Annotated in this window: 21 protein-coding genes; 7 read left to right on the forward strand and 14 right to left on the reverse strand. The window is 63.1% G+C overall.

The window, feature by feature from the left end; all coding sequences use genetic code 11:
- Positions 1-48: 48 nt before the first annotated feature.
- From Q8O29_RS08990 to Q8O29_RS09030, 9 genes are all read right to left on the reverse strand, one after another.
- A complete protein-coding gene (locus tag Q8O29_RS08990; protein ID WP_305561959.1) occupies positions 49-1032 on the reverse strand; it encodes a recombination-associated protein RdgC in 984 nt (327 codons plus the stop codon).
- A gap of 152 nt (positions 1033-1184) precedes the next feature.
- The gene (locus tag Q8O29_RS08995) at positions 1185-1730 is read right to left on the reverse strand and encodes an NUDIX hydrolase (protein ID WP_305561961.1); all 546 of its coding nucleotides are present in this window, start codon (positions 1728-1730) and stop codon (positions 1185-1187) included.
- 66 nt (positions 1731-1796) lie between these two features.
- Positions 1797-2849, reverse strand: coding sequence for a TRAP transporter substrate-binding protein (locus Q8O29_RS09000; RefSeq protein WP_305561963.1), 1053 nt, complete (start codon positions 2847-2849; stop codon positions 1797-1799).
- 136 nt (positions 2850-2985) lie between these two features.
- Positions 2986-3681: a fumarylacetoacetate hydrolase family protein gene (locus Q8O29_RS09005; protein WP_305561965.1), complete on the reverse strand. Its 696-nt coding sequence runs from the start codon at positions 3679-3681 to the stop codon at positions 2986-2988.
- Entirely contained in the window at positions 3678-4745 is a 1068-nt protein-coding gene (gtdA, locus tag Q8O29_RS09010; RefSeq protein WP_305561967.1) for a gentisate 1,2-dioxygenase, read from the reverse strand. Before gtdA ends, Q8O29_RS09005 begins: the two co-directional genes overlap by 4 nt.
- A 16-nt stretch (positions 4746-4761) precedes the next feature.
- Positions 4762-6120 carry an FAD-dependent oxidoreductase gene (locus Q8O29_RS09015; protein ID WP_305561969.1) on the reverse strand — a complete coding sequence of 453 codons (1359 nt, stop codon included), beginning with the start codon at positions 6118-6120 and terminating at the stop codon, positions 4762-4764.
- Between the two features lie 46 nt (positions 6121-6166).
- Positions 6167-7174 (reverse strand): tripartite tricarboxylate transporter substrate binding protein, encoded by a 1008-nt coding sequence (locus tag Q8O29_RS09020; RefSeq protein WP_305561971.1) that lies wholly within the window; start codon positions 7172-7174, stop codon positions 6167-6169.
- A 25-nt stretch (positions 7175-7199) separates the two neighbouring features.
- Positions 7200-8393, reverse strand: coding sequence for a 3-hydroxybenzoate 6-monooxygenase (locus Q8O29_RS09025; protein ID WP_305561973.1), 1194 nt, complete (start codon positions 8391-8393; stop codon positions 7200-7202).
- A 161-nt stretch (positions 8394-8554) separates the two neighbouring features.
- Positions 8555-8704, reverse strand: a complete 150-nt coding sequence (locus tag Q8O29_RS09030; protein WP_305561975.1) for a hypothetical protein — start codon at positions 8702-8704, stop codon at positions 8555-8557.
- Between the two features lie 21 nt (positions 8705-8725).
- Between Q8O29_RS09030 and Q8O29_RS09035 the strand changes: the two genes are divergently transcribed.
- The 4 genes from Q8O29_RS09035 (at position 8726) to Q8O29_RS09050 (ending at position 11204) form a co-directional block, all read left to right on the forward strand.
- Complete coding sequence (locus tag Q8O29_RS09035) at positions 8726-9625, forward strand: dienelactone hydrolase family protein (protein ID WP_305561977.1); 900 nt, start codon at positions 8726-8728, stop codon at positions 9623-9625.
- A gap of 130 nt (positions 9626-9755) precedes the next feature.
- Positions 9756-10625 (forward strand): ZIP family metal transporter, encoded by an 870-nt coding sequence (locus tag Q8O29_RS09040; RefSeq protein WP_305561978.1) that lies wholly within the window; start codon positions 9756-9758, stop codon positions 10623-10625.
- A gap of 103 nt (positions 10626-10728) precedes the next feature.
- Entirely contained in the window at positions 10729-10890 is a 162-nt protein-coding gene (locus Q8O29_RS09045; RefSeq protein ID WP_305561979.1) for a hypothetical protein, read from the forward strand.
- A gap of 2 nt (positions 10891-10892) precedes the next feature.
- Positions 10893-11204: a hypothetical protein gene (locus tag Q8O29_RS09050; protein WP_305561981.1), complete on the forward strand. Its 312-nt coding sequence runs from the start codon at positions 10893-10895 to the stop codon at positions 11202-11204.
- A 117-nt stretch (positions 11205-11321) separates the two neighbouring features.
- Here the strand turns inward: Q8O29_RS09050 and Q8O29_RS09055 are convergent, their stop codons facing one another.
- Complete coding sequence (locus tag Q8O29_RS09055; RefSeq protein WP_305561982.1) at positions 11322-12266, reverse strand: sugar kinase; 945 nt, start codon at positions 12264-12266, stop codon at positions 11322-11324.
- A gap of 338 nt (positions 12267-12604) precedes the next feature.
- Between Q8O29_RS09055 and Q8O29_RS09060 the strand changes: the two genes are divergently transcribed.
- On the forward strand, positions 12605-13087 hold the full coding sequence (locus Q8O29_RS09060; protein ID WP_305561984.1) for a hemerythrin domain-containing protein: 483 nt from the start codon (positions 12605-12607) through the stop codon (positions 13085-13087).
- A 71-nt stretch (positions 13088-13158) separates the two neighbouring features.
- Here the strand turns inward: Q8O29_RS09060 and Q8O29_RS09065 are convergent, their stop codons facing one another.
- The 4 genes from Q8O29_RS09065 to Q8O29_RS09080 form a co-directional block, all read right to left on the reverse strand.
- The gene (locus Q8O29_RS09065; RefSeq protein ID WP_305561986.1) at positions 13159-15756 is read right to left on the reverse strand and encodes a PAS domain S-box protein; all 2598 of its coding nucleotides are present in this window, start codon (positions 15754-15756) and stop codon (positions 13159-13161) included.
- A 77-nt stretch (positions 15757-15833) separates the two neighbouring features.
- Entirely contained in the window at positions 15834-16730 is an 897-nt protein-coding gene (locus Q8O29_RS09070; protein WP_305561988.1) for a sulfurtransferase, read from the reverse strand.
- Positions 16731-16864: 134 nt separating this feature from the next.
- A complete protein-coding gene (locus Q8O29_RS09075) occupies positions 16865-17806 on the reverse strand; it encodes a DMT family transporter (protein ID WP_305561990.1) in 942 nt (313 codons plus the stop codon).
- A gap of 100 nt (positions 17807-17906) precedes the next feature.
- A complete protein-coding gene (locus Q8O29_RS09080) occupies positions 17907-19025 on the reverse strand; it encodes an aromatic ring-hydroxylating dioxygenase subunit alpha (protein ID WP_305561992.1) in 1119 nt (372 codons plus the stop codon).
- 220 nt (positions 19026-19245) lie between these two features.
- Here Q8O29_RS09080 and Q8O29_RS09085 point away from each other — a divergent pair, with 220 nt between their 5' ends.
- Together Q8O29_RS09085 and Q8O29_RS09090 are read left to right on the forward strand one after the other, a co-directional pair.
- Positions 19246-19485, forward strand: coding sequence for an exodeoxyribonuclease VII small subunit (locus Q8O29_RS09085; RefSeq protein ID WP_305561994.1), 240 nt, complete (start codon positions 19246-19248; stop codon positions 19483-19485).
- A gap of 7 nt (positions 19486-19492) precedes the next feature.
- On the forward strand, positions 19493-20407 hold the full coding sequence (locus tag Q8O29_RS09090; protein WP_305561996.1) for a polyprenyl synthetase family protein: 915 nt from the start codon (positions 19493-19495) through the stop codon (positions 20405-20407).
- The last annotated feature ends 36 nt before the right edge of the window (positions 20408-20443 follow it).

The raw sequence follows: 20443 nt of genomic DNA on the forward strand, positions 1-20443 counted from the left end.
CTGGCCAAAAAAGCCCGCTTGAAGCGGGCTTTTTTGTGCCCGAACTGTTTATGCGAGAGCCAGCTCGGGCGTGGGCTTGGCGATTTCTGCCCCGGATGCAGAGGCCTCGCGGTCGAGCTCTCCGCCCAGGGCTTCCAGCAGGTCCGGAATCAGCGCTGCCAGTTCGCCAGTCAGGATGGCGGCATCGGCGTCGAAACCATCGTCGTCCTTGCCTTTGTCCTGCACGCCATCAAGCACCACATCGAGTAGCTTGAGTTTTTTCACCTGCGCCGTATCGGTAAGGACAAACGACACCCGGTCGTGCCAGGTCATCGCCAGCTGTGTGGGCACCTTGCCGGCCGCAATATGTTCGGCCACCTCGTCAATCTCCAGCGTGTGGCGTGAATAACGAACCGTCGACTTCTGGTCATCGGGCATCTTGAGTTCACAGTCGCGGTCAATCGTGAAGCCCACAGGTGCTTCGCGGCTGGCCAGCCAGTGCGCCATGGCGGTGGCGGCTGCCAAAGTGGTCTGCACTGGCCTGGCCATCAGGCCGGCGCTGGAACCCGGTATCTCGCCGAGGATTTCCACCCACTGACTCACCACCTTGTCGGCGCCCGTCAGACTGCCGGAATCAACGACCAGAAACTTGCGGACCGGATCGATCCACAGAGTGGTGGTGGATCGTTTGGTGAAGGCCCGTGGCAACAGGCTTTGAATGGCCTCTTCCTTGAATTCCTTCTTGACCTTTTTACCAACCCGCTCATGACCGGTTTCCTGTTTGTACTGCTCAATACGCTGCTCGACCGCATCCTTGATCGCCGAGGCGGGCACGGGCCGGCGTTCGGTACAGAGCCGCAAAATAAGCTGGCCGCCCACTTTTTCAGCCAGCACGGTGCTTTTGTTGCCGCGCGGTGGCACCCAGCCGCTGGACTCTGGCTGGGTCGCGCCGCAGGGCAGGAAGCGGCTGGCCTGCAAGGCTTCTTCCAGGGCGTCCAGTGGGGGCAAGGTGAAGTCGTCGGCAATGCGAAAAAACGAAGCGGCTTTGAACATGAAACTCCGGGGTAGATGAGGTGGGAGGAAGTCAGACGGGCTGTGCCGGCAAGACCAACCGTCACAAGGGGGACGCGGAGGGCCAGCCAGCCTGGAAATTTTAAGTGCGGCCCCACCAGCGTGGCGCACTTGTTGAGATATGGGCCGGCGGCTTATGCAATATCGATGGTGTGAATGCCATAACTGCCCTGGCGACGATCAGCAAAGTAGCGCTCCAGCGTTTCCTTGACGGTTCTGAAGGCCAGTTCGTCCCAGGGGATTTCGGCCTCGGTGAAAAGTCTGGCCTCAATCGTTTCATGGCCTGGCTTGAACTGGTCGCTGAGCAGGCGGGCGCGGTAAAACAGATGCACCTGGCCCACACGTTCAACGTTCAGCACGCTGAAAAGCGCTTCCATTTCAAACTGGGCGCCGGCTTCTTCGTCGGTCTCGCGCGCAGCGCCCTGCGAAGTGGTTTCGTTGAGCTCCATGAAGCCTGCCGGCAGCGTCCATTTGCCCCAGCGCGGCTCGATGTTGCGCTTGCAAAGCAACACGCGATCTTCCCAGTGCGGCACGGTGCCGACGACGTTGAGCGGGTTTTCGTAGTGAATGGTGCCGCAGGCCGGGCAGACCGCACGCTGCTTGACGTCCCCGTCGTCGGGTACCCGGTAGACCACGGCGCTACCGCAGTTTTTGCAATGTTTGATCGGGCTGCGGTACATGCGGACAAGTGTAGATTGAAAGTAAAAAGGGCTCCGTGAGGAGCCCCTTGATCTACTGCTTCAGGCTCAAGTTTTGGTGGTTTTGGTGTGCTTTTCGATCAGGCTGCGTGCGGTGTCGAGCAGCTTTTTGCCGTCGAAGCCTTTCTTGTTCATGTCTTCCACCCACTCAACCTCCACCGTGCGGGACTTGCGGCGGAATTCCTGGGCCTCAACCGGATTGACCGTATAGATCGAGTTGCCGCGGTCGCTCGCGCTCTTGCGGCCTATGCCGTCGTTGCCCTGCTGCGTTTTTCCCAGCCAGGCGGATGTTGCCATGCCGGAGTTGTTGTCAATGACTTTCTTTAAATCCGGGGCCAGCGAGTTGTACTTGGCCTTGTTCATCGCCATCACAAAAGTGGTGGTGTACAAGCTGCCGCCGGCAGGATCAAACTCCGCATGGAATTTGGTCAGTTCGTTGACTTTCACCGCTGGCACCACCTCCCACGGAATAACGCAGCCTTCGATGGTGCCTTTGCTCAACGCATCCGGAATGCTGGGTAGGGGCATACCGACGGGGATAGCGCCGAGTATGCCCATCAGCTTGGTGACTTGGCGGGTGGGGGCACGGATTTTCAGGCCGCGCATGTCGGCAATGGACTTCACCGGTTTGGCAACGGTGTGAATCACGCCGGGGCCGTGGACCTGCAATGCGATGACCTGCGTGTCCTTGAACTCGTCGGGTGCCACGGTTTGCACATATTCCCAGTAGGCTTTGGAGGTCGCCTCAGCGTTGGACATCATGAAGGGTAGCTCAAACACCTCTATGCGCGGAAAGCGGCCGGCGGTGTTGCCCGGCAGTGTCCACACCACATCGACCACGCCGTCTTTGGCCTGGTCATACAGTTGCACCGGTGTGCCGCCGAGCTGCATGGCCGGATAGGCTTCGAACTTGATGCGGCCCCCCGATTCTTTTTCGACCTTGTCCATCCAGGGCTTGTGCATGGTCAGCCAGACGTTGGACGCCGGTGACATGAAGGTGTGGAACTTCAGGGTCACCGCCTGCTGGGCCAGGCCCGACAGGGCGGGTGCGCCCAGGGCAGCGGCGGCGCCGGTTTTAAGAAGAGTGCGTCGTTGAATCATGTGTAGTCTCCGGTAGGGGTGCGTAGAAATTAATTCAAGAAGGCCCGCTTGGGAACCCGTGCTTGCCCTGATGAAGAGGTGTCAGGCGAAAACTTTACAAGGTACGGCGGCGCGCAGGGTGCGATCCGGCGGCACTTCATGCCACTTTGACTGTCAAGCTGCCCAGCCCCCGCACTTCACCGACCATGGTGTCGCCCGAGACAACAGCGGCCACGCCCTCGGGCGTGCCGGTGTAAATCAGGTCGCCAGGCTGCAGCTCCCAAGCTGCGGACAGGTGCTCGATGGTTTCCGCGAGGTTCCAGATCAGCTTGCTGACGGTGCTGCGCTGGCGATCTTTTCCGTTGACCTGCAGGTAGATCTCGGCGTTGGCCACATCACCGGCCTTGTCAGCCGGCGTGATCGGGCCGATGGGGGCGGAGTGGTCGTAGGCCTTGCCAATGCACCAGGGGCGTCCCTGTTTTTTCATCTCGCCCTGCAGGTCTCGGCGGGTCATGTCCAGGCCGACGGCATACCCAAAGATGTGCTTGAGCGCATCAGCGGCCTTGATGTTCTTGCCGCCGGTGCCAATGGCGGCGACCAGTTCGATTTCGTGGTGCAGGTTGCTGGTCAGCGAAGGGTAGGGGATGACGCCGGTCTGGCCGGCTTCGACCACCACCACTGCATCCGCCGGTTTGAGAAAGAAAAACGGCGGCTCGCGGCCGGTGAATCCCATCTCCTTGGCGTGTTCCTCGTAGTTGCGGCCGACGCAGTAAACGCGGTGCACCGGGAAACGGTCCAGCGTGCCGACCACGGGGACCGAGACCAGCGCCGGCGGGGTAAATACAAAGCTCATGACAACCTCTCTTCTCTGTGGATGCCCAGTGCCTGATGCACCGGACGGTCTGAAAAACTGAATAACACGCAGCCCTGCGCCGAATGCAGGCTGGCCGTGTGCCAGGATGGAATCACAAAATGGTCGCGCGGGCCGAACTCGAACACCTGCTGCCCGGCGCCGTGCGAGATGCTCACGCTGCCGTGCCCCTCCACCACACTGAAAACGGCGCCATCGGTCTGGCGCCAGGGCTTGCCGTCAAAACCGGCCGGCAGGCGCTGCATGAAGGTGGCCATGGTCGGCATCGGCGAGCCGCCGGTGGCCGGGTTCACGTAGCGCAGCTTGACGCCCTCCCAGTCGTCCACCGGCGCCTGGCGCTCCAGCGTATACAGCGCCTCGCACGTGCGCTCGTAGGGGTAGCGAAAGATAGGCGAGGTCTGTCCGAAGGGCGCGTCGTAACGCACCGGCAGCATGTTGGCGCCGTAGCGCTGGTAGCTGGTGCCTTCGGCTTTGGTCACCGGCTGAGAGCGCTCGCTGTGGTTTTCCGCGAAGCCGGCGTCGAAAAACCGCAGCATGGGAATGTCCAGGCCGTCCAGCCAGACCACCGGCTCACCGTCGGTTTGCGTTCCTTCATGACCATGGTCGTGCCAGGTCCAGCTTGGGGTGATGATGAAGTCGCCCGGTGTCATGGTGGTGCGCTCACCATCGACTGCGGTGTAAGCCCCTTGTCCCTCGACCACAAAACGCAGGGCGCTCTGGGTGTGGCGGTGGCTGGGAGCCACTTCGCCGGGAAGAATCACTTGCAGGCCGGCATACAGTGACTGGGTGATCGCCGATTGCCCCTGCAGAGCCGGGTTTTCCAGAATCAGCACACGGCGCACGGCTTCTTCGGCGGTGATCAGTTGGCCGGACTCCATCAGGTAAGGGCGCACTTGGTCATAGGCCCAGAACGCCGGCACACACGGTGTGGTCGGCTGCTGTGGCACCAGCGCATGCAGCACCTCCCACAATGGGGTCATGTGCTGCGCGCGGATGGCGTCATAAAAGGCCTTGCGCGTCCTGCCGGGAGGTGGGGTCATGTCCATCGGGCACTCCGTCGGTTCATCGGTCGAGGAAAACGCCGTCCTGCGACAGCTGCTGCTGCAGGACGGCAACATTGATGTCGCGGAAGGTTTGGCCGCTTTCGAGCAGCGCCGCAGCCGTACCGGCGGCCTGGCCCATCACAAAGCAGCCGCCACTGGCGCGTGCTGCCGACTGACCTTCGTGGGTCATGGAAGCACAGCGCCCGGCGACCAGCAGGTTGGGCGTTGCGCTGTTGGTGAGCATGCGCCACGGCAGGTCGTTGTAGGCGCGTTGGTCGTCGCGCGGGAAGCCCCAGCTGATGGCGCCGTCGACATGCATTTCCATGGGCCAGGCATTGATGCCGATCACGTCGTCAAAACGCGCCGACGACAGGATATCCTCGCCGGAGAGCGCGTAGTCGCCGCAGATGCGCCGCGTTTCGCGGATGCCGACCTGGGCGGCGATATCAACAATGGCCGACTGCTCAAAGCCGGGCACTTCGTTCTTCAGAAAACGGAAGTACTCGGTGATCTGCCGGCGGCCTTCAAGCTCGCCCTCGCTGAGCTGGCGCGCGTCGGTGGCGTCCATGGCCATGCCAGCGGCGTTGCGGATCTGCGTGACATTGGCACGCCATTCGGTGGGATTTTTGTTGGGGCGCAGGATCGCACCCTGGCGCGGAAATTGATAACGGCCGGGCGCGCGCAACTGGCTTTCGTTCATGAGCTTGTTGATGGCGCTGAACTCACCCACTGCAGCCAGCGCGCGCGCTGCGTCAACCTGGCCGACGCGAAACATGGTGGTCGGAAACAAGGCGCTGCCCTGGCCGTCGCCCAGCTCAAAAGGCACGCCGGCAAAATGTGCCACGTCGGCGTCACCCGAGCAGTCGATAAAGCGCTGGGCACGAAGCGCCTGGCGGCCGGACTTGGTCTCCACCACCAACGCTGCGATGACCGGACCGTCCATCACCACGGCCGCAGCCCAGGCATGGAACAGCAGTTGAACGCCGGCCGACAGCAGCACCTGGTCGGCGGCGCATTTGTAGGCCGAGACATCGTAGGAGCGCACGCGGATGCGGCCCTGCATGCCGTCTTGCGGCTGGTTCAGTCCACCCAGGACATCAATACGTTCAAGCAGGTCGTCCACCACACCATGCACGACCTGCTTCATCTCGCCGTTCTTGCGACCATACAGGCCCGCGAAGTTGCTGACGCCGCCGGCCGTGCCCATGCCGCCCAAAAAACCATACCGCTCCACCAGCAAGGTGCGCGCACCGTGCCTGGCGGCACTGACACTGGCCGCCAGTCCGGCGGGCCCGCCGCCAATCACGACGACATCGAACTCGCCGTAAACAGGCAGCGTGCGTGCGGGTTCGTTAACGGTTGTGCAGCTGGGTCCCATGGGTAGGTCAGTCAGATGCGGCAGTGAGCGAACGTGGGGGCATTAGCTACTCGATTTTTATGCCCCGAACCGCGATGATGCCGCGCATGATGGCGGTCTCGCTGCGGATACGGCTGGTCAGGCCTTCGGGTGAGGTGCCCACGGCCTGCCAGCCCTGGTTGAACAGTTTCTGGCGGGTGTCTTGATCGCGGATGATGCGCGGCACTTCCTGGGCCAGGCGTGTCTGCGCGGCCTTGGACAGATTGGCCGGGCCGACCAGCGCGGTCCAGACTTCGAGGTTGAAGTTGCGCACTCCCGCATCGGCCAGCGAGGGAATCTCCGAGGCCAGGGCACTGCGGCCGCTGGTCAGGCCAATGGCCTTGAGCTTGCCGGCCCTGATCTGCGGCAGCGCGATGCCAGGCGGCACCAGCGCCATCTGGATCTGGCCCCCCAGCAGCGCGGTGACGACCTGGGGGTTGCCCTGGTAGGGCACATGCACAGCGCCGAGGTTGCCGGCGGTGGACTTGAGCAGTTCCATGCCCAGATGTCCGACTGAGCCATTGCCGACCGAGCCGTAATTCCATTTGTCGCCGCCGTTGCGAGCGGCCAGGAAAAAATCGCTGCCCGAAGGCTGGTTTATGGGGGCAACCAGCACCAGCGGTGCGGTGGTCAGCAGCGAGATCGGGGCGAAGTCTTTGGCGGGGTCGTAGGGCAGCTTGGCATACAGCATCTTGGCCGAGGTCAGGTTGCCGTTGATCACCACCGCCAGGGTGTGATCGTCGGTGGCTTTGGCCGCCAGGTCGGCGGCGATATTGCCGGATGCACCAGGGCGGTTTTCCACGATGACGGGTTGCCCGAGGGCGCGCGACAAGGGCTCGGCCAGTGTGCGTGCCGCCATGTCAGGCGTGGAGCCGCCGGGGAAACCCACCAGCAGCTTGACCGTGCGTGTCGGCCAAGCCGACGCAGCAGAAGCGGTTTCTTTGAGGGCTGGTTTTTTCGAGGTATTTTGGGCTGTAGCCAGCGTGGATAGAGCGAGAGCCGCTATCAAAAGTGTAGTGCGCTTGGACAATTTCATGCAAACCTCCAGTTTTGAAAGGGCTCTATTTGAACAGCTTTGACGGCTCGATTCCGTCGTACATCCACTGCAGGCCTGCAAAACCTGCATTTTCTTTTTCGCTTTGGAACATCTGGTTACGCAGCTCGCGCTGCACGCCCGCCGCATGGTAGATGTCGCCATAAAAGCGCGCGGTCAGTTGCACCCGCCCGGTGCGCAGGTAGCGTGCCTGCTGGTATTTCTGGAAGGCTTGAGGTAGGTCGCCGTGCGTAAAGCGCAGCGCCTCGCGCAGCACCACGGCATCCTCGATGGCCTGGCCAGCGCCCTGCGCCAGGTACTGCAGCATGGGGTGCGCCGCATCGCCCAGCAGCGTGACGCGCCGGTCGGTCCAGTTTTTCACTGGCTCGCGGTCGCACAGCACCCACATTTTCCAGGTCTCGATTTTCCCCAACAGTTCCCGGACCTGCGGGCAGGCCTGGGCAAACCGCTCCGTGAGCTCCGCCGTGTCGCCAAAGGTGTTCCAGCCTTCGTCGTACTTGTTGCTGTGAAACACTGCGACCAGGTTGAACAACTCGCCGCGGCGCAGCGGGTAGTGCACCAGGTGGGTTTTCTCGCCGCCCCAGAGCAGCACGTCGTCGCTCCACAAATGCGCCGGCACATCTTCGCGCTTGAGCACGGCGCGGTAAGCGATGTGGCCCGACACGCGCGGCTTGCCGTCGCCCACCACCACCTCGCGCACCTTGCTCCAGATGCCGTCGGCGCCGATCAGGGCTGCGCCCTGTAGCACCTCGCCGCCCACCAGGTGGGCCTGCACGCTGGCTTCGGATTGCGCGAAAGATTCGACTTTTGCGTTGGTGCGCAGTGTCACGTTCTCTTGCGCCGCGCAGGCCTCCAGAAACACCTGGTGCAGATCGGCGCGGTAAATCACGCCATAGGGAAAGCCGTAGGTGGCGCGCGCCATGTCGCCCAGCGGCACGCGGACGATTTTTTCGCCGGTACGCACGTCGTTCATCCCCAGGCCCGGCGGGAAGAAAGACACCTTGCTGACCACGTCGGTCAGGCCCAGGTAGGCGAACATGCGGAAAATATTCGGACCAAGCTGGATACCCGCGCCGATTTCACCAAAGTTTGCGGCTTGCTCCAGCACCGTCACCGCATGGCCGTCGCGCGCCAGCACGAGCGCGGTGGCCAGGCCGCCAATGCCGCCGCCAGCAATAAGGATGGGGTAGGGAGATGTCACGATGATGGGTCTTGAAAGTCAGAGACGAGTTCAATACTAAGTATACTTAGTATTGATGTGCACGGTGAATACCCTGAACTTGGGGAGCGCTGAACAGGCACCCGGCGGCGCGCGATCAGCCGGGCTCGGGCGGTCTGCTTCGTTGAATTTCTTGCCAATAGTCAACTATTGGCTGCGAAATCCGCCTTGCACCCCATCCCGATCCGGCTGCCGCACATCCGCAAGGACTCATTCAGCGCTTCCCTAACCTTGTATTTCACGTTGCTGGCAAGAATTTTTGCGGCAGCATAAACTTCGATGGCTTGATTCATTCACCCTTGGAGGACACCGTCATGCTAAATAGCGACCAGAAAAACGAGTTTGATTCTCTGCTTCCCGGCCAGAGCACCGACATCGGCGCCACCCGCCGCACCGCGCTGAAGGCGGCTCTGGGTGTGGGTTATGCCGCCACCGCCTTGCCCATCATGGCGCAGACCGCTATCAAGACCTCCGCCGACGGGCTGAAGGCCGGCGAAACGACGTTTGAAGTCAACGGTTTCAAGGTACCGGCCTATTACGCCGCACCCGCCGGCAAGACCCATCTGCCGGTGATCCTGGTGATTCAGGAGATTTTTGGCGTGCATGAATACATTGCCGACACCGCGCGCCGCTTTGCCAAGGCCGGCTACCTGGCGATTGCGCCTGAGTTGTATGCCCGCCAGGGCGATCCGGCGCAGTACGGCGAGATCGCCAAGCTGATGGCCGAAGTTGTCTCCAAGGTGCCTGACGCGCAAGTCATGGCCGACCTCGACGGCGCAGTGAAGTGGGCCGGCGCCAACGGCGGCGACACCGGCAAGGTCGGCATCACCGGCTTTTGCTGGGGCGGCCGCGTGACCTGGCTGTATGCGGCGCACAGTGCCAGCGTCAAAGCCGGCGTCGCCTGGTATGGCCGTTTGGTCGGCGCCTCCACACCGCTGACGCCGAAACATCCGGTGGAGATTGCGCCCATCCTGAACAGCCCGGTGCTCGGCCTGTACGGCGGCCAGGATGCCGGCATCCCGCTTGACACGGTTGATCAGATGAAAGCCGCTCTCGCCATCGGCAGCCCGGCGGCGAAGGCCTCGCAGTTTGTGGTGTACCCTGATGCCCCGCATGCGTTTCACGCCGACTACCGCCCGAGCTTCCGCAAGGAACCGGCCGAGGACGGCTGGAAACGCGCTCTGGCGTGGTTCAAGGCCAACGGCGTTGCTTAAACTGTAGCGCGCCGGGCCTGGAGCCGCCCCACAGCAATGTGTGGCGGCTTTTTCGTGCCTTGGCCTCGGCAAGGTAGCGGTTTATATAACTTTTAGGGCTCCAGCCCATACGGGGTGTGCGTAAGCAGCTATGACTTTGATAGCAATTTTGACCGGAACCCTGGCCGCTGGCATCGGCAGCGTGTGGCTGGCCGCGCTGCTGAGCTTTGGCATCCTGGCGCGCTACACCACCCACATGCTGAGCCTGGCGGCTGGCGCGCTGCTGGCTACAGCCTTCATGCACCTGCTGCCTGAAGCCTTTGAAAGCCAGGCGGGCGCGCAGGAGCTGTTTACCTCCTTGCTGGTCGGCTTGGTGTTTTTTTTCCTGCTCGACAAGGCAGAGCTGTACCACCATGGCCATGAGCACCACGACCCGGAGGGGCGCGACAAAGATCGGGGCCATGTGCTGGCGCCAGTGCGCACCGGCAACTCCCTGCGCGCAGAACGGGTAGAGACCTCGCCCAGCCCGTTGGAGCATGGGCACGATCACCATCACAGCCATCTGGTCAAATCCGGTAGCTGGGCGGTGCTCACCGGCGACAGCGTGCATGCCTTCGGCGATGGCATCCTGATCGCTTCGGCCTTCGTGGCCGACATGCGCCTGGGCGTGATCACTGCGCTGGCCGTGCTGGCGCACGAGATCCCGCACCACATGGGCGACCTGGTGGTGCTGCGCCAGACCTCCAGCAACCAGCGCGCCGCAGTGGTCAAGGTGTCGCTGGCTGGCGCGGTGACGGCGCTCGGTGGCCTGGTCGGCTACGCGCTGGTGGACATGCTGCACGACTGGCTGCCTTATTTCCTGGTGGTTGCGTCCAGCAGTTTTGTCTATGTGGCGCTGGCCGACTTGATTCCGCAATTGCAAAAACGCCTGAGCGCCCGCGAAACCTTTGCCCAGATTGCCTGGCTGGTGGTGGGGATCGCGCTGGTCACGGCGGTCAGCGGGCTGGCCCACAGCCTGTGACGCTGGCGTGTCAGGCGGACGCTGACACGAACAGGGCATCGCTGCCTATAAACGCGGCGTTTCCGGAGGGCGATCATGGAAGCATTCTTTTCAAGGATGCGCCATGACACTGCCCACCCCCCGTCACCGTCCCGCCAAGCCCCGCCGCGCCCGCCGCCTGATGGCGGCCTGGATCGCCTACTTCACCACCGTGTGCGCCAGCATGGCGGCCGCTGCTGCCGTGGTCACCGAGACCGCGCCCATCCTGCTGGTTACGGGCCTGTGACCATGCACGCCGAACCGAAACCCGCGCCGGACAGCCCGGAAGAAGACAGCGTGCCCCCCGGCGACGACAGCAACACCGACCCGACGCCGCCGCTGCCGGCCGACCACCCCGGCCGCAATGGCGGTGAGCGCAATCCCTCGGCGTCTGCCCCTCAGAAGCATCTTCGGCCCCTGGACGAAGAGCCGGAGATCAACAAGGAGCGCGACATTCCGTCTGACGGCCGCGACCCCGAGGGTGAAGCCATGATCCGCGACCTCGACAAACCGACCGAGCCTTCGGGCGACAAACCCACAGGCCAGGCCCATGGCCACTGACCCCAACGTGCCGCCACCGGAGCCGGTGCAACCGCTGCGTACGCCGCCCAACCCCGGACAGGTGCAACCGACGCCACAACCGATGTAATTGCCAGGCGGCCAAGCGTCGATTCAGCCTCACATTCCGGCAGCTTCGAGTTCCGCGCGTGTCGGCAGGCCTTCACTGTCGCCGAGCACCTGCACCGCACGCGCGCCTATCCAGGCGCCGCGCCTGACGGCGGCCGGCACGTCGCAGCCGGCCAGCAGGGCGCTGATCACACCCACGGCAAAACCGTCGCCCGCGCCCACGGTGTCCACCACCTTGTCGACCGGAAAGCCCGGCACCCGGCCGCTGCCGTGTTCGCCATCGAAGTACGCGCCTTGGCTGCCGAGCTTGACAAGCACCAGCCTGGCGCCGCGCTCGCGGTAGAAGCGGGCAATGCCTTCGGCAGTGTTCTCGCCGGTCAGCAGCCGGCCTTCTTCCAGTCCCGGCAGCACCCAGTCGGCGCGCGCCGCCAGGTCGTTGATGGCGGCAACCATGGTCTCGGGCGTGGCCCACAGCGTGGGCCGCAGATTCGGGTCAAATGACACACTGCGGCCCGCAGCGCGCATCACGTCCATGCTCAGTCGCGCCAGCGGCAAGGTGGTCGCCGAGAGGGCCGGAAACACGCCAGTGGCGTGCAGATGCCGCGCCGACAGCAGCCAGTCGGTGTCAAGGTCGTCCAAGCCCATGTGGCTGGCGGCCGAGCCCTTGCGGTGGTATTCAACCGGCGGGTCGCCGCCGTCCAGCACCCTGCCCTTGATCATGAAGCCGGTGGCTTGCGCGTCGGTGAGTGCCACATGCGAGCAGTCAATGCCTTCGGCCGACATTTCTCGGAGCAGGTAGCGCCCCATCATGTCGGTGCCGAGACGGCTGGCCCAGCCTACCTTCAGGCCAAGGCGGGCCAGGCCGATGGCGACATTGGTTTCCGCGCCGGCCGTGTATTTGTGAAACGAAGCAGCGTCCTCCAGCGCGCCGGGCCGGTCGGCCACCAGCAGCATCATGGCCTCACCAAAAGTGACGACGTCCATCGCGTTTGTCATGAAAAGTTCTTGGGGGAGTGCAGGGTGCGCGAATCGCAGCACCCTACGATTGCTATGCTATTGATAGCTGGTAGTGCTTGTTGCATATGGGCTGAAGCCTTATTTGATGCATAAATATTGGGGTGCGCGCTGATGCCCGGATGCCCCATGCTGCGGTGTCCATGCGGGATCCGGGCCGGTGCCTGTCGTCCTACAACAGGATCAACAGCGTCTGACACGAGCAAATTCGGCCCTTGCCTAAAGTGAATTTGTGTGTGTGGCAGCCCGCCATACACACAGCACCGCCGGTGCCGTGAATGACCAGCAAATCCATAACCCACCCGCCAGGAAATCCCACCATGAGCAAAGCACCCTCCAAGATGAATGACGCCGTTGACCTGCTCGACGCCGACCACGTTGCCGTCAAGAAACTATTCACTCAATTCAAGAAACTCAGCGAAGCCAAGGCGCCCGGCGACGAGCGTAAGGCCCTGGCCGACAAGATCTGCAAGGAGTTGACGGTGCACGCAGAGATTGAAGAGCAAATCTTTTACCCCGCAACGCGCGCGGCCGTCCATGACGACGATCTGCTCAACGAAGCCGAAGTCGAGCATGCCTGTGCCAAAGACCTGATCGCGCAAATCTCGGGCATGGACGCCGACGAAGAACTGTTCGACGCCAAAGTCATCGTACTCGGTGAATACATTGACCACCATGTAGAAGAAGAGCGCGAAGAGATGTTTCCCAAGGCCCGCAAGAGCGAGATGGACCTCAAGGCCATGGTGACGGATCTGAAGGCGCTGAAGGAGGAGCTGATCGCCAACTACGAAATGCCGGCCTGATGGCTGGGACGGCGCAGGCTGCTTGAACGACGCGCGCCCAGGCTTGTTCGGCCTGAGCACCCCTGGCCTGTTCAGCCGCGCGCCGTCCCAAATCGGGGATCAAACGAGAAATAGAAACATGCGCCGGCGCCTTCCGCCGACTCCGCGCGTATGGTGCCGCCGTGTCGTTCCAGGATGCGGTGTACCGTGGCCAGGCCGATGCCGCTGCCTTCGAACTCGGTCTCATGGTGCAGTCGGTGAAAGGGTTTGAACAGGCTGTCGATATAGGCCATGTCAAAACCTGCGCCGTTGTCGCGTATGAACAGCATCTTGCGCCCGCCCTCGCGGGCAGGTAAGGCGCCGAAGCTGATGCTGGCGTGGGCTGCGTTGCGCGAATATTTCCAGGCGTTGGCGATCAGGTTTTCCAGGATGATGCGGGCGAACTTGCTGTCGCAGCGCACGCTGAGGCCGCTTTGTATCTCCACCGTGACCTGGCGCATGGGCTCACGCTGGCGCAGTTGGGCGACGACCTGCTCGGCCATGACGCTGAGATTTACCTGATCCAGCACCAGTTTGCCCTTGCTGGCGCGGGCCAGGGCCAGCAGGTCGTTGATCAGTTCATGCATGCGCACCACGTTGATACGCACCCGGTCAAACAGGCGCTCTTCTTCCTCGCTGAGCCGGCCCTTGAGCTGGCGCGCCAGCAGCACGCTGAAGCCTTCAATGCTGCGCAGCGGCGACTGCAGGTCGTGTGAGACGGAATAACCGAATGACTCCAGCTCGGCATTGGTCGCCTTGAGTTGGTCGGTGCGTTCGTTCACGCGTTGCTCCAGGGTGTCGTGCAGACGCTGAATCTCGCGGTCGCGGCGCAGTCGCACCAGCTCGGCGGTGATGCGGTTGGAAAAAATCTGCATCAACGCGTCGCGGTCAGTTGAGGCGGCTTGCGGCTTGCGCCAGAATGCGTTGGCGATGCCGATGGCACTTCCGTCCGCATCGCGCAGCGCAACGCCTGCATAGGCGTGGTAGCCGCCTTCCACCAAAAAGGGGTCTTGAGGAAACAACTCCTGAATGCTTTCGCCATAGACGCATAAACCGTCCCCGACGATAGCCATGTCGCAGGGGGTGCCGACCAGGTTGTATGTGATGTCGGGCTGATGCACGCCGTCCAGCATCATGGCCAGCGAACTCACGGTCTGGTCGGGGCCGGTTTCACCAACCATTACCAGGTCGGCAGCAATCGCCTGGCCCAGATGCTGCACCACCGAGCGGAAAAATGCTTCCCCGGTTTCCGCCGACAGACCCTTGGCCATGTCGATCAGCAGGGCTTCGCGCCGTTTCTGCTCGCTGATGTTGATGGTAGAACTCAGGATGCAGGGCTCGCCGGCAATCTCGACGATGACGGCCCACATCTGGCAGTCGATCATGCGGCCATTCTTGTGGCGCATCTGCGTCTGGCGGCTCAGGTGGCGCGTTGTGCTCAGCTCTTTAACAAACTGCACGCGGTCCTCATGGTTGCGCCAGACCCCCGTCTCCACCGAGGTGCGGCCTATCAGCTCGCTGGGCCTAAAGCCTTGCACCGAGTCCTCGGCGGCATTGACCGCCAGAAAGGTGCCGTCCGAGACCCGTGTGATGGCCATGTTGATGGGACTGAAGTCAAAGGCCTTGGAAAACAGTTCGGCCGACTGGCGTGCCGCTTGCCGGGTAAGGGTTTCGGCGGTGGCATCGGTGATGGTGGACACCACAATGCGCCCGTGCCCCATGCCTTCGATTTCGGTCGAGAGCAGAACGTGCAGTCGCCTGCCGTCCTTGGCACGCGCCTCCAGCGGCATGTTGATGGCACGGCCGGCCGCAGCCATCTGGCGTTGGAGGGCCTTGCGTTCCTCCGGGTCGCGCCACAGGGGCGCGTCGGTACCGCCGATGAATTCCTCCCGCGTGTAGCCGTACAGGCGCTCAAAGGCCGGGTTGACGTCCAGCACCGTCATGTCTTCGAGCGCCTGCACAATGATGGCGGCGGGGCTGCTGCGGAAGATGCGACTTAAGCGGTCTTCACTCAGGCGTAGCTGGTTCTCGGCCTGTTCACGGCGTTGGAGGTCGGCGTGCTGCTCGCGCAATGCCAGCAGCACCACCTGGCGGCCGGCGTACACGCAGGCGGCGATGCCGACAAGCAGCATCACATGGGTCAGCCAGAACACCAGGTTGACATTGAAGTCTGGCCTGCCAAGCCAGCCCGACGCCTCGGCCCAGACCAGCAGGGCCAGCGTTGCCGCACTGAGCACGACGGTTATCACCAGCGACTTTTTCCCTAGCATCATGCCGGCGACCACCACCGCACCGGCAAAGCCCATCACCATGGCGCTGCGCGTGGATCCGTAGGCAATGATGCTGGCCGCAGAGCAGGCGATCATGGAAAAAACCAGCACCTGGCTGGCCAGCACATGCCGGCCGCGCACCAGCAAGAGGTAGGTCAGACCGGTGAAAGTGATCGCCGCCGCCGCAATACCGAGCTGCAGGTACGCGCTGGTATGAATGACGGACACCCCGAACACCAGCATCACAGTCAGCCCCCCCGCCATCAGCACCTGCAGGATCAGCAACGCCCCCAGCAACGACCGCAGGCCGCGTATCGGCCCTTTCTCGGTCAGGTGTGCATCAAGCAGGTAGGCAGATTCTGGCGGGGAGGTATGGGGCATGGCAGTGTGGGCTCAGTCAATACTAAAGCAAGGCATTGCGCCCGGCTGGATTTTTCTACCCGGAACCCGCCGGTTTTCTAACCCAGAGCCACTGGCCGATCGGGCTCGCTGACCCAATCGCTCCAGCTACCGGCGTACAGGCCGCTGCGGCCCAGGCCCGAGATCTCCATGGCGACCAGGTTGGGCAAGGCGCTGACGCCGCTGCCGCAGTGGTGCACCACGCTGGCCGGGTCCCGCCCGCCTAACAAAGCGTCAAACTCGGCGCGCAGTTCGGCGGCAGGCTTGAACTTGCCGTCTGCGCCCATGTTTTGGCCGAAAAAGCGGTTCAGCGCGCCGGGGATGTGGCCGGCTACCGGGTCCAGCGGCTCGACCTCACCGCGAAAGCGGGCCGGGGCGCGGGCGTCGATCAGGGTGTGGGTTGGCCGCCCAAGCTGGCGCGACACCTGGCCAGCATCGACCAGCGTGGCGCGTTCGGGGCCGAGCTCGAAGTTGGACTGGAAGTGCGAGGCCTCTTCGCCGCTGGCGACGGCACCGCCGGCCGCCTGCCAGGCCTGCAGTCCGCCGTCGAGGATGGCCACGCCTTCGTGGCCGGCCCACTTGAGCATCCACCACAGGCGGCCGCAGTAGTTGGCGCCGTTGCGGTCATACACCACGGCCTGCAGGGTGTTGGCAAAACCGACGCTGGACAGCCAGGTCGCAAATTTTTCGCGATTCGGCAGCGGATGCCGCCCACCGGACGCTGGCTGGTCGGCGCCGCCAGCGGTGACCACGCCGTGGGCGCCGGGCACGCCATGCCTGGCGCTCAGGTCGGTGTCGAGGTTGGCATACACCGCGCCCGGAAGATGGGCCAGCAGGTACTGGTCTTTGCCAGCATGCGGCTGCATCAGGTCAAAGCTGCAGTCAAAAATCCGCAAAGGCTTGGCGTCGGCCATCAGCGCCTGCAGTTGTTCGGCAGAGATCAGGGTGGTGTACATAACTGTGCCTTCAAAAGAAAGAGGCGCTGGCGTCAGCCGGGGCCGGTCGTGCGGAGTCAAGTATGGCGCGCCGCAGCGGGCAAGGGCAAGTGAATTGACTGCGGCGCATGTGGAACAAGGACGAAAATCGGCGCTCAGTGCTCTTCAGCGGGCGCGCCGGGCGCGGCACGGGCACGCAGCACAGTGGCCGCGATGCCGCTGACCATGATCAGGCCCATGCCGGTCCAGCCGATCAGCGGTAGCTGCTCGCCGAACAGCAGCAGGCTGTAAATCGCGCCGAAGACGATGCCCGAATACTGCAGGTTGGCGACCACCAGCGTGGCGCTGCGGGTTTTGGCGCGGGTGTAAGCCCGAGTCATGCAGAGCTGCCCCAGCGAAGCCAGCACGCCCAGCGGGATCAGCCAGAGCGCCGGCTTCCAGTGCCATTCGGAAACGCCTGCGACGCCCATGGCCAGAGCGCCAGCCACGGCCGAACCCACGGCGAAATAAAACACGGTTCGGGTCTCGGGCTCGCCGACACGCGCCAGCGCCATCACCTGCATGTAGGCAAATGCCGCCAGCAGGCCGGACATCAGGCCGACCAGGCCGGCAAAGGCCTGGTTTTGATCGATGGTGGGGCGCAGCATCATGATGACGCCGATGAAACCTGTGACCACCGTAAGCACCAGCGGACCCTGGCTGAATGTTATCCCTACGCTTGTCGCTTCTCTAGCCACGCGGTCGCCGCGCGCAGGCAGCAAGCCCATCAGCAGCGCGCCGCCGACCAGAAAGGCCGCAATCCAGACGCTGCTCATGTAGTTCAGGGTCATGGCGGTGGCCAGCGGCAGATGGGCAATCGCGTAAAACCAGGCGCCCAGCGAGATCACGCCGACCAGGCTGCGCCACATGTGCATGCCCGCGTAACGCGTGGCCAGTGTGATGCCGCGCGAGCGGGCCAGTGCCCACATGAAAAACATGCCCAGCAGGCCGCGGTAAAAAACCAGCTCGGCGCTGTTGAAATACTCCGAGGCAAACTTGACGCAGACCGCCATGGTCGCAAAGAAAAAGGCGGCGGCTACCATCCATAAGGCTTGCATCGTTGTCCTGGTTTTATAGGTAAAAAATGGCCTCAGCCCATACCAGTCGGGCGTGAGCAGCTATCAAATCAGTAGTAGCAGGCGGTGCCAGAATGCGGCTTCACAGCATCTGCGTGGTTTTGCTGGCGCCCATCTCGCGCCGGTACCACTCGTGAAAATGCTGCATGCCGTCTTCCATCGGGCTCTGGTAAGGGCCAAACTCGTTGTCTCCGCGCTGCATCAGGGCCTTGCGCCCGGCGTCCATGCTGAGCGCAATTTCGTCGTCCTCGACGCAGGTCTCCATATAGGCGGCCTGCTGCGCATCCATGAACTCGCGTTCGAAGGCACAGATTTCCTCGGGGTAGAAAAACTCCACCACGTTGAGGGTTTTGTCGGGCCCCTGCGGGTGCAGGGTGCTGACCACCAGCGCGTGCGGATACCACTCGACCATCACATTCGGGTAGTAGGTCAGCCAGATTGCGCCGTATTTGGGCGGTACGCCGTGCCGGTATTGCAGCACCACGTCGTGCCATTTTTTGTAGATGTCGGTGCCGGGCTTGCCGAGTTTGTCGGAGACGCCGACGATTTGCACCGAATAATTGGGCGTCAGCTCCCAGCGCAGGTCATCGGTGGTCACAAAAGCGCCCAGGCCCGGGTGATAGGGGCCGACGTGGTAGTCCTCCAGATACACCTCGATGAAGGTCTTCCAGTTGTAGTTGCACTCGTGCAGGTGAACCCGGTCCAGCTGGTAGCCTGAAAAATCAAGATCCGGCATGGCGCCCAGTGGCGCCATCTCGGCGGCAATGTCGCGGCCGTTGTCTTCAAACACCAGGCCGTTCCAGCTGCTGGTTGTGTAGCGGTTCAGGTTCAGGCAGGGATCAACCTCGAAGTGCGGCGCGCCAATCAGCTCGCCGGTGGTGTTGTAAGTCCAGCGGTGCAATGGGCAGACAATGGTGCTGCCGGTGTTGCCGCGGCCTTGCAGCATGGTGGACTGGCGGTGCCGGCAGACATTGGAGATCAGTTCGACGCCGCCGGCATTGCGCACCAGCGCGCGGCCGCCGAGCTCCTGCGGCAGCGCATAGTAGTCGCCCAAATTCGGCACCGACAGCTCGTGCCCCACATAACGCGGACCGCGGGCAAACAGCTTTTGCTGCTCCCGCTGGTAGAGGCCGGCATCAAAGTAGCTGGAGATCGGGAGCTGGCTGGTGGCCTGCAGGAGACGGAGGCTTAGATCAGACATGCATTTGCCGGAACCGGCGATCAAGTGCAACACTGCACTGTAGGGTAGAGGGACAGGCAGGCAGCCTGCACTAAGGCGGGGCTGCGAGGACGAAAACCGCCTTTGATTGTAGCCTGCCCCTTGTGGGGCGGCGTGCGGCAATGGGCAAGGCACCGCTTGGCGCGGCCGCAAACAGGGGGGACTTTAGAACGGCCTAAAATCAGTGCACTCAAGAAATACCATGGCCAAAACTTCTTCCGCTTCCCTCCCACCCAGCCCCGCCAGTTATGAAGCTGCGCTCGAAGAGCTCGAAGCCCTGGTAGCTCGGCTCGAATCGGGCCAACTGCCACTGGACCAGTTGCTCACCGGCTACCAGCGCGGCGCCGAACTGCTCAAGTTCTGCCGCAGCAAGCTTGAGGCTGTGGAAGGCCAGATCAAGGTGCTGGAAGGCACAGAGCTCAAGCCCTGGAACCAAGAGTAAGCATCCATTGACTGACCACCGACCCTCTTTTGCACTGGGCGCCTGGAGCGCCCGACAACTCGCCGACGTAGAACAGGCTTTGAAGCGCTGGGTGGCACCGCCGGTGCCGGTGCCGGCGCCGGCCGGGCTCGGTGACGCCATGCGTTACGCCGTGCTCGACGGAGGCAAGCGTCTGCGGCCGCTGTTGGTCATGGCCGCCTGCGATGCGGTAGACGGCAGTTCGGCCGCCGCCCTGCGCGTGGCCTGCGCGGTCGAGCTGATCCACGCCTATTCGCTGGTCCACGACGACCTGCCCTGTATGGACAACGACATCCTGCGGCGCGGCAAACCGACAGTGCATGTCAAATTCGGCGAGGCCCAGGCGCTGCTGGCCGGCGATGCGCTGCAGGCGCTGGCGTTCGAACTCTTGACACCGGATGACGGCTCGGTCGATGCCGCGACCCAGGCGGCGTTGTGCCGCATGCTGGCGCAGGCCGCTGGCTACCAGGGCATGGCCGGTGGCCAGGCGATTGACCTGGCCAGCGTTGGCAAGGCGCTGTCGTCGGAGCAACTGCATGACATGCACCGCCTGAAAACTGGCGCTTTGCTGCAGGCCAGCGTGATGATGGGCGCGGCCTGCGGCGCTCTCACACCGGCAGCGCAAAATGCGCTGCGCGATTACGGCGCGGCCGTTGGCCTGGCCTTCCAGGTGGTCGATGACATCCTTGACGTGACGGCCGATTCCGCCACGCTCGGCAAGACGGCCGGCAAGGACGCGGCGCAGGAAAAGCCCACCTTTGTCTCGCTGATGGGGCTGCGGGCCTCACGCAATTACGCGCAGGAGCTGCTTTCGCAGGCGCACCACAGCCTCAAGGTCAGCGAGCTCAAGCACACGGACGCGCTCAGCGCGCTGGCCGACATGCTGGTCAACCGCAGGACGTGAGCGGATAGCCGGAAAACAGGGATGAGGCGCACGGCG

Origin of the sequence: Polaromonas sp. (assembly GCF_030689685.1) — a bacterium.
GTDB lineage: Bacteria > Pseudomonadota > Gammaproteobacteria > Burkholderiales > Burkholderiaceae_C > Polaromonas.

Excerpts from the sequence above, each read along its gene's own strand:
- Q8O29_RS08990 (WP_305561959.1), bottom strand. The coding sequence starts at position 1,032 with ATGTTCAAAGCCGCTTCGTTTTTTCGCATTGCCGACGACTTCACCTTG.
- Q8O29_RS08995 (WP_305561961.1), bottom strand. The coding sequence starts at position 1,730 with ATGTACCGCAGCCCGATCAAACATTGCAAAAACTGCGGTAGCGCCGTG.
- Q8O29_RS09000 (WP_305561963.1), bottom strand. The coding sequence starts at position 2,849 with ATGATTCAACGACGCACTCTTCTTAAAACCGGCGCCGCCGCTGCCCTG.
- Q8O29_RS09005 (WP_305561965.1), bottom strand. The coding sequence starts at position 3,681 with ATGAGCTTTGTATTTACCCCGCCGGCGCTGGTCTCGGTCCCCGTGGTC.
- gtdA (WP_305561967.1), bottom strand. The coding sequence starts at position 4,745 with ATGGACATGACCCCACCTCCCGGCAGGACGCGCAAGGCCTTTTATGAC.
- Q8O29_RS09015 (WP_305561969.1), bottom strand. The coding sequence starts at position 6,120 with ATGGGACCCAGCTGCACAACCGTTAACGAACCCGCACGCACGCTGCCT.
- Q8O29_RS09020 (WP_305561971.1), bottom strand. The coding sequence starts at position 7,174 with ATGAAATTGTCCAAGCGCACTACACTTTTGATAGCGGCTCTCGCTCTA.
- Q8O29_RS09030 (WP_305561975.1), bottom strand. The coding sequence starts at position 8,704 with ATGAATCAAGCCATCGAAGTTTATGCTGCCGCAAAAATTCTTGCCAGC.
- Q8O29_RS09035 (WP_305561977.1), top strand. The coding sequence starts at position 8,726 with ATGCTAAATAGCGACCAGAAAAACGAGTTTGATTCTCTGCTTCCCGGC.
- Q8O29_RS09040 (WP_305561978.1), top strand. The coding sequence starts at position 9,756 with ATGACTTTGATAGCAATTTTGACCGGAACCCTGGCCGCTGGCATCGGC.
- Q8O29_RS09045 (WP_305561979.1), top strand. The coding sequence starts at position 10,729 with ATGACACTGCCCACCCCCCGTCACCGTCCCGCCAAGCCCCGCCGCGCC.
- Q8O29_RS09050 (WP_305561981.1), top strand. The coding sequence starts at position 10,893 with ATGCACGCCGAACCGAAACCCGCGCCGGACAGCCCGGAAGAAGACAGC.
- Q8O29_RS09055 (WP_305561982.1), bottom strand. The coding sequence starts at position 12,266 with ATGACAAACGCGATGGACGTCGTCACTTTTGGTGAGGCCATGATGCTG.
- Q8O29_RS09060 (WP_305561984.1), top strand. The coding sequence starts at position 12,605 with ATGAGCAAAGCACCCTCCAAGATGAATGACGCCGTTGACCTGCTCGAC.
- Q8O29_RS09065 (WP_305561986.1), bottom strand. The coding sequence starts at position 15,756 with ATGCCCCATACCTCCCCGCCAGAATCTGCCTACCTGCTTGATGCACAC.
- Q8O29_RS09070 (WP_305561988.1), bottom strand. The coding sequence starts at position 16,730 with ATGTACACCACCCTGATCTCTGCCGAACAACTGCAGGCGCTGATGGCC.
- Q8O29_RS09075 (WP_305561990.1), bottom strand. The coding sequence starts at position 17,806 with ATGCAAGCCTTATGGATGGTAGCCGCCGCCTTTTTCTTTGCGACCATG.
- Q8O29_RS09080 (WP_305561992.1), bottom strand. The coding sequence starts at position 19,025 with ATGTCTGATCTAAGCCTCCGTCTCCTGCAGGCCACCAGCCAGCTCCCG.
- Q8O29_RS09085 (WP_305561994.1), top strand. The coding sequence starts at position 19,246 with ATGGCCAAAACTTCTTCCGCTTCCCTCCCACCCAGCCCCGCCAGTTAT.